6 protein-coding genes are annotated in these 6,439 nt (G+C 75.4%); 1 reads left to right on the top strand and 5 read right to left on the bottom strand.

The annotated features are described in order from the left end of the window. Positions 1-113 precede the first annotated feature (113 nt). Both ACZ6S5_RS03250 and ACZ6S5_RS03245 read right to left on the bottom strand, forming a co-directional pair. Entirely contained in the window at positions 114-1,520 is a 1,407-nt protein-coding gene (locus tag ACZ6S5_RS03250) for an MFS transporter (protein WP_465997238.1), read from the bottom strand. Continuing rightward, the gene (locus tag ACZ6S5_RS03245; RefSeq protein WP_465997236.1) at positions 1,517-1,864 is read right to left on the bottom strand and encodes a nuclear transport factor 2 family protein; all 348 of its coding nucleotides are present in this window, start codon (positions 1,862-1,864) and stop codon (positions 1,517-1,519) included. Before ACZ6S5_RS03245 ends, ACZ6S5_RS03250 begins: the two co-directional genes overlap by 4 nt. 110 nt (positions 1,865-1,974) lie before the next feature. Here ACZ6S5_RS03245 and ACZ6S5_RS03240 point away from each other — a divergent pair, with 110 nt between their 5' ends. Further along, the gene (locus ACZ6S5_RS03240) at positions 1,975-4,665 is read left to right on the top strand and encodes an AAA family ATPase (protein WP_465997234.1); all 2,691 of its coding nucleotides are present in this window, start codon (positions 1,975-1,977) and stop codon (positions 4,663-4,665) included. 89 nt (positions 4,666-4,754) lie between these two features. Here the strand turns inward: ACZ6S5_RS03240 and ACZ6S5_RS03235 are convergent, their stop codons facing one another. The 3 genes from ACZ6S5_RS03235 to ACZ6S5_RS03225 all read right to left on the bottom strand — a co-directional run bounded on the left by ACZ6S5_RS03235 (position 4,755) and on the right by ACZ6S5_RS03225 (position 6,410). After that, positions 4,755-5,114: a hypothetical protein gene (locus ACZ6S5_RS03235; protein ID WP_465997232.1), complete on the bottom strand. Its 360-nt coding sequence runs from the start codon at positions 5,112-5,114 to the stop codon at positions 4,755-4,757. Positions 5,115-5,205: 91 nt separating this feature from the next. Continuing rightward, a complete protein-coding gene (locus tag ACZ6S5_RS03230) occupies positions 5,206-5,904 on the bottom strand; it encodes an SDR family oxidoreductase (RefSeq protein WP_465997230.1) in 699 nt (232 codons plus the stop codon). Between the two features lie 35 nt (positions 5,905-5,939). Then, positions 5,940-6,410 (bottom strand): winged helix-turn-helix transcriptional regulator, encoded by a 471-nt coding sequence (locus ACZ6S5_RS03225; RefSeq protein WP_465997228.1) that lies wholly within the window; start codon positions 6,408-6,410, stop codon positions 5,940-5,942. Positions 6,411-6,439: the final 29 nt, after the last annotated feature.

Here is a 6,439-nt window from a genome sequence, read left to right as displayed (position 1 = left end):
ACCTGCGTGGGCCCCTAGGCCTCCTCCAACCCCCCCCCCCCCCCCCCCCCCCGCGCCCCCCCCCCCCCCCCCCCCCCCCCCCCCCCCCCCCCCCCCCCCCCCCAGGTGGTACGTCAGGCGGTGCGGTCGGGCAGCAACCGGACGAGGACCGCCACCGCAACGCTCAACACCACCAGGACGTCGAGGCTGAGCGCGAACGCGTGCGGGAAGGCGCCGGTGTCGAGCGCGCGGTAGAACACGCTGCCGATCAGGGCCACGCCGACCGCGTTGCCCGCCTGCTGCGCCGTGGAGAGCACCCCGGAGGCGGCCGCCGCGTGCCGTGCTGCCACGCCGGCCATCACGATCGAGGGCAGCGGCGCCACGACGAAGCCCATGCCCGCGCCGGCCACCGCGAGGCCCGGCACCAGCCAGCCGATCGGCTCGTGCGCGGTGAGCGCCAGCAGGCCGTACCCGGCGGCGACCACCAGTGTGCCGACGGTGAGCGTCCGGCGGCCCAGCCGGGCGGCGATCCGGCCGGACAGCATCGACGTGATGAGATACCCGACGCCGAGCGGCACGAAGAGCAGCCCGGACGCGAGCGCCGACAGACCGCGCCCGTCCTGCAGGTACACCGCCAGCACCAGGAAGAACGACGCCATCGTGAGCTGGAAGGCGAGGCTGACCAGCACCCCCACGGTGTACGCGCGGTCGCTGAACAGGCGCGGGTCCACCAGCGGTGCGCCGCCCCGCGCCGCCAGCCGGCGTTGCTGCAGCGCGAACGCGGCGAGCGGCGGCAGGGCCGCCAGGCACCAGCCGGCCGGCTCGGCGGCCACCAGGGGGTACACGATGGCGATCAGGCCGAGCGTGACCAGTACGGTGCCGACCAGATCCAGGCGGGCACCGGTCGCGGAGCGCGACTCGGGCACCAGGCGCCGGCTGGCCGCCACCGCCGCCACGCCGATCGGCACGTTGATCAGGAAGATGCTGCGCCAGCCGAGACCCGCGACGTCCGCGCGGATCAGCAGCCCGCCGATGAGCTGCCCGAACACGGCGCCCAGCCCCACCGCCACGCCGTAGGCGCTGAACGCGCGAGCCCGCCGGCCGCCGGTGTAGACGGTGTTGATGATGGCCAGGACCTGCGGCATCAGCAGCGCGGCGGCGGCACCCTGCACGACCCGGCCGCCGACCAGCACGCCGGCGCTCGGCGCCAACCCGCATGCCGCCGAGGCGAGCGTGAACAGGCCGAGGCCGTACGCGTACAGCCGGCGCCGGCCGTACAGGTCGCCCAGCCGGCCACCGGTGATGAGTCCCGCGGCCAGCGCCAGCCCGAATCCGGCGACCATCCACTGCACGGCCGAGGGCCCGGCCCGTAGGTCCGTCTGGATCGACGGGATCGCCACGTTGACGATGAAGAAGTCCAGCAGCGTGACGAACGTGCCGGTCAGCAGCACCAGCAGTGCGCCCCAGCCGGTCTCGGCCCGCAGCGGCATGCCTGCCGGTGCGGCGATGGTGCTCATGGCTCGCCCTTCCAGGGTTGTCATGCGGGGACCTTGTCGAGAAAGCCGTGAACCGCGGCGATCCTGCCGTCCTCGCTGAGCACGGCGACGTCGAAGCCGACGACGAGAGGCTCGCTGTCGTCCGTGCCGAGCGTCCAGGTGAACCGGGCGATGTCGTGGTGCGCGTCCACCGGGCCGGCGCTGAACCGCAGCCCCGGGAACTGTCCCTGCACGGCGGCGATCGTCGCGTCGATCGCGTCCCGGCCCTCGGCGACCGCCAGCGGGTCGGTGTACCGGCCGTGCTCGGCCCACACCTCGTCGATCAGCGCCCGCCGCCGCGCCGGATCCGTCTCGTTCCAGCTCTCCATGTACCGGTCGATGACCTTCATGACGTTTCTCCATCTCGTGTGAGGTGCCTTGAACGCTATGGAGCCGCGCCGGTCGCGGAATCTGTCACGCATCAGTACATCTGTCGGTGGGCGTCGGTAACGTCTCGGCCATGCTGTACGGGCGGGACGCGGAGCTGGCGGTGGTCGGCGAGCTGCTGGACACCGTGCGGTCCGGCGGCAGCGGCGCGCTGGTGCTGCGCGGTGAGCCGGGCATCGGCAAGACGGCGCTGCTCGCGCACGCCGACACCGCCGGGCTGCGGGTGTTGCGCGGCGTCGGCGTGGAGTCGGAGGCCGAGCTGCCGTTCGCGGGCCTGCACCTGCTGCTGCGCCCGGTGTTGGATCGGCTCGACGCGTTGCCGACGGTGCAGGCCGAGGCGTTGCGCGGTGCGCTGGGCCTGGCCGCGGCCGGCGCGCCCGACCGGTTCCTGGTCGGCCTCGCGGTGCTGTCGCTGCTGTCCGAGGTGGCCGACGACGGCCCGCTGCTGGCGGTCGTGGACGACGCTCAGTGGCTGGACCGGGCGTCTGCCGACGCGCTGCTGTTCGCGGCGCGCCGCCTCGGCGCCGAGCCGGTCGGCCTGCTCCTCGCCGCCCGCACCGACGGCTTTCCGGCGCCCGGTGTGCCGGACCTTCCGCTGCGCGGCCTGGACCCGTCCGCCGCGGCGGCGCTGCTGGCCGAGCGCGCCGCCGACCTGGACGCGGGCACGCGCTACCGGGTGCTCGCCGAGGCGGTCGGCAACCCGCTGGCGCTGATCGAGCTGCCGGCGGCGGGGTCCGCCGGTGGAGCGCTGCCCGATCGGCTGCGCGAGGCGTTCCAGGCCCGGGTGCGGACGCTGCCGGACGGCGTGCGCACCCTGCTGGAGGTGGTCGCCGCCGACGACACCGGCGACCTCGGTGTGCTGCTGCGCGCCGCCGGCAAGCTGGGCGCCGGCAGCGCCGAGCTGGACGCCGCGGTCCGGGCCGGGTTGGTGACCGCGCACGAGACGGTGTCGTTCCGGCATCCACTGGTCCGGGCCGCGGTGTGGCACGGCACACCGCCCGGCCGGCGCATCGCCGTACATGACGCGCTGGCCGCCGCGCTGGACCGCCCCGGCGACGCCGACCGTCGTGCCTGGCACCTGGCGTCGGCGACCACCGGCACCGACGAGGGGGTCGCCGCCGAGCTGGAACGCACCGCGGCGTGGGCCGGTGAGCGCAGCGGGCATGCCGCGGCGGCCGCCGCGTACGAGCGGGCCGCGCAGCTCACCGCCGAGCCCGCCGCCCACCTGCGCCGGCTCACGCTCGCCGCCGAGGCCGCGGCCGAGGCGGGCGACCTGGACCGCTCCGACGCGCTCGCCGCCCTGGCCGAGCGCTCCGGCACGGAGGATCCGCTGCTGGCGGCCCGGCTGACCGCGGTGCGCGCCGCGGCGGACTTCTGGCGCGGCGCGCTGCCGTCGGCGCACGAACGCCTGCTGCACGGTGCCACCCGGGCCGCCACCACCGACCGGCATCTGGCGCTGAGCCTGCTCGTGGAGGCGCTGCACGTCGGGTGGTACGCGGGGGAGCGGGAGCTGTCGGAGTCGGTGGCGCGGTTGCGCTCGGCGCTGCTGCCCGACGACCCGCTGACCCCGCTGGCCCGGCTGTTGATGCACACCGTCACCCCGATCGTCGGCGGGACGGGTGATGGTGACGGGGTCGACTGGGCGGCGTCCGGAGCGATGATCGCGACGGCCCGTGGCGCGGCGAACGAGCCGGGTGCGGCGATCCTCGTCGCGGGGCTCGGGCTGGTCCTCGGGCAGGAGGCGGTCACCGTCGAGTTGGCCGAGGAACAGGTGGAGCTGGCGCGCCGGCAGGGCCGGGTGGGCTGGCTACCGCAGGCGCTCTTCTACCTGGCGTGCGGCTGGCAGTTCGCGGGCTGGCAGGCCGAGGCGGCCGCGGCGGCGCAGGAGGCCCTGGCGATCGCCCGCGACACCGACCAGCGGCAGTGGATTGATCGGCTCGGCGAGCCGCTGGCGTACCTGACCGCGGTGGCCGGGGACGAGGACGGGTGCCGGCGGATCACCGATGAGGCGCTCGCCCGGGTCGCGGGCGCCGACCCGGCGTGGCAGGTGCCGTGGGTGTATGCCGCGCTCGGCCTGCTGGAGCTCGGTCACGGCCGCGCCGAGTCGGCGCTGACGTGGCTGGCGCCGCTGGCCGAGGGCCGGGCCCGGTTCCACGTCTCAGCCACCCGCAGCACACCGGACCTGGTCGAAGCCGCGGTGCGGGCCGGCCGGCCGGACGTGGCGGCCGAGGCGTTCGCCCAGTACCGACGCTGGGCCGCGCACGCCCGGCAGCCGTGGATCGACGCGGTCGTACTGCGCTGCCAGGCGTTGCTCGGCCCGGACAAGGAGGCGGGGGAGCCGTACGTCGCGGCGCTGTCCGCCTACCGCCGGCTCAACCGGCCGTTCGACGAGGCCCGCACGGCGCTGCTGTACGGGGAGTGGTTGCGCCGGGCCCGGCGTCGGGCGGAGGCACGCACCTACCTGTCCGCCGCGCTGGACGGCTTCGAGAAGCTCGGCGCGGCGCCGTGGGCGGCGCGGGCCCGCACCGAGCTGGGTGCCGCCGGTACCCCGGCGCCCCGGCGGTCGACCGGTCCCGCCGCCCGGCTCACCCCCCAGGAGCTGCAGATCGTCACGCTCGCCGCCGCCGGCCTGTCCAACAAGGACATCGCGACGCGGTTGTTCCTGTCCGCTCGCACGGTCGGCTACCACCTGTACAAGGCGTACCCGAAGCTCGGCGTGGTGTCCCGCGCCGAGCTGGCCGATCTGGATCTGAAGAGTCCCTGACCACGAGCCGCGCGACTCTCCCGGTCCTCGCCGACCGGCTCGCCCGTGGCCCTGCCGCGTCGCCGGGTCGGTGCCGCGGCCGGGGCTGCCTAGCCACGGACCAGACGTTGGAGGTGCTCGGCCTCGTGAGCCGACGGCTCGGCCGGCCGGCTGTCGAGCAGCCGCCAGCGGGTCGTCCTGCCGTCCGGGCCGGCCAGTTCGCCGCGCGCCAACGCCCGGTCGATGTCCCGCCGGACGCTCTGCTCCAGGTGCGGCTCGGTGGCGAAGAGGATGCGCAGCCGCACCTCGTCGCCCACCCGTTCGGCGCCGGTGTGGTGCGCCGCTACCGGGCAGGGCGGGTCGTGCTCCCAGTGGCCGCACAGGGCGACGGTAACGGCCGCCCCGGGTGCGCGGTCGTCGGCGTCCGGCGTCGTGCCCAGCACGGCCTGGTGGGCGTACCCCTGTCGCATGCCGACACTGTGCCACCGGGACCCGCCCCGCCGCGCCAGGAAGGGCCCCTCTTGTCGCCAGGCGTTGGGAGAGGGCCCTTCCGGGCGAGTGTCACGGGAGGTTCGGGTAGAGGGCGGCGACCCCCCCGGAAAGGCCGGCCAGGACGTTGCGAGAGGTGTCGTCGGCGACGATCTCGTACCGGTCGGCCTCGATGCCGTCGACCGCGATCCGGGCGATCTCCGCCGGGTCGGACTTCGGCCCGGTCACCCCGGCGGTCATGTCGGTGTCCATGTACCCGACGTGCAGGCCGGCGACCCGGACGCCCCGGTCGGCGAGCTGGGCGCGCAGCGCGTTGGTCATCGACCACTCGGCGGCCTTGGCCGCGCCGTACGCGCCGACCTGGGGGAATGTGATCCAGGACAGGGCGGAGAGGATGTTCAGGACGGTCCCGCCGCCGTTGGCCGCGATCCGGGGCGCGAAGGCCCGCACCACCGACAGGGTGCCGAGGTAGTGGGTCTCCAGCTCCAGCCGGATCTTGGCGAGGTCACCGTCGAGCAGGTCCGCCCCGGTGCTCACCCCGGCGTTGTTGATCAACAGGGTGACGTCACCGGCCAGCTCGGCGGCGGCGCGGACGGATTCCGGGTCGGTGATGTCCAGCCGGACCGGGGTGACCCCGGGCAGGTCGACTGTGTCCGTGTTGCGGGCGCCCGCGTAGACGGTGGCGCCCCGGGCCGACAGCTCGGCGGCCAGGTGCCGGCCGAAGCCGCGGTTGGCCCCGGTGACCAGGGCCGTACGTCCGGCGATCTTCATGTCTCGCTCCTGAGGGTGTGGCAGGGAAGGGTGGATCAGGTGGGAAGCAGGCCCGGGCCGGGCAGCACGTCCACCTCGCCGGGCGGCACGTCGTGCCCGGCTTCGCAGCGCAGCGCCACCTGCACGGGCGCCCCGCAGTCGTGGTGCGCCACCCGGACCGACGGCTCGTCGACGGCGTACGCGTCGCCCCACTGGCGCAGGGCGGCGAGCACCGGCAGCAGGTCCCGGCCCTTCGGGGTGAGCAGGTACTCGTCCCGGGTGCGCTGGCCGGGCTCCCGGTAGGGCCGCCGCTCCAGCAGTCCGTCGGCGACGAGCTGTTTGAGCCGGGCGGCGGCGACCGGCTCGCTGACCCCGGCCCGGCGGGCGAAGTCGTCGAACCGGCGGGTGCCGAACGAGGCCTCGCGCAGCAGGAGCAGCGTGGTCCGGTTGCCGACCACGTCGAGCGCCCGGGCGATCGAGCAGTTGGCGGTCGACCAGGTGTCGCGCTGGGCGAGGAAGTCCGTCATGCCGGTGACGCTACCCGAGCTGACTTAGG

This window comes from Micromonospora sp. NPDC051924 (assembly GCF_055586005.1).
The sequence above is the reverse complement of the archived record's forward strand: the minus strand, read 5'-3'. Positions and strand labels throughout refer to the sequence as shown.